This window comes from Streptomyces sp. T39 (genome assembly GCF_008042045.1).
Classification (GTDB): Bacteria; Actinomycetota; Actinomycetes; order Streptomycetales; family Streptomycetaceae; genus Streptomyces.
The window spans coordinates 1-636 of record NZ_RDBP01000151.1 but is presented as its reverse complement, the minus strand read 5'-3'; the positions used below and the strand labels follow the sequence as shown (position 1 = coordinate 636).

Genomic DNA, 636 nt, shown 5'->3' with positions numbered 1-636 from the left:
TCGCTCACCTGCACAAGTCCTTCGGCTTCATGGGCATGCGCGACGGACTCGACTGGATCGTCATAGGGGAAGGCGTCACGGGCATCTCCCAGGGCAAGGTCTACTACGACATCGAGCGGCAGGTGCGAGAGGCGTACGGCGACCTCGTCGTCCAACCCACCATCCGCGACGACGTGAAGGTCCCCGAGTCGTACTCGGCCTCCCTCCCGGTCACGCTCTACAACCCCAAGGCCGAGGCCGCCACCGCATACGTCAAGGTCGGCAAGGCGATGAAGCTCTACGACTGACGTGTCTTTACGCCGTAAAGAACCCGGCCCGCGCACGACGCGGGCCGGGTTCTTTACGGCGTAAAGAGCGGCGCGGACGGCAGCCCTAAGTCCTTGCTCCTCCACCAGGTTCGGATTGCCCGTATCAGGCTCCCGAGGGGCGACCCGGCGATACCGTGGTGAAAGACACCAGTGAAGACCCCAGGAGTTGCCGATGAGCGAGCAGCCGGCCCTCGTGCCCGACCGCCAGCCCCTCGACGAGCAGGCCGCCGCCTCGGCCCGTGCGTACGCGGCCGACCAGCGCGCGAAGGTCGACGTCCTCGCCTCGGTGCTGGAGGACATCGCCGCCCACGGCTACCCGTCCCCGGAG

At 67.1% G+C, this 636-nt stretch carries 1 protein-coding gene; it reads left to right on the top strand.

Going from position 1 to position 636, the window contains the following annotated elements; all coding sequences use genetic code 11:
• A partial coding sequence (locus tag EAO77_RS39170; protein ID WP_222723748.1) for a hypothetical protein occupies positions 1-287 on the top strand: 287 nt, incomplete at its 5' end.
• Between the last annotated feature and the right edge of the window lie 349 nt (positions 288-636).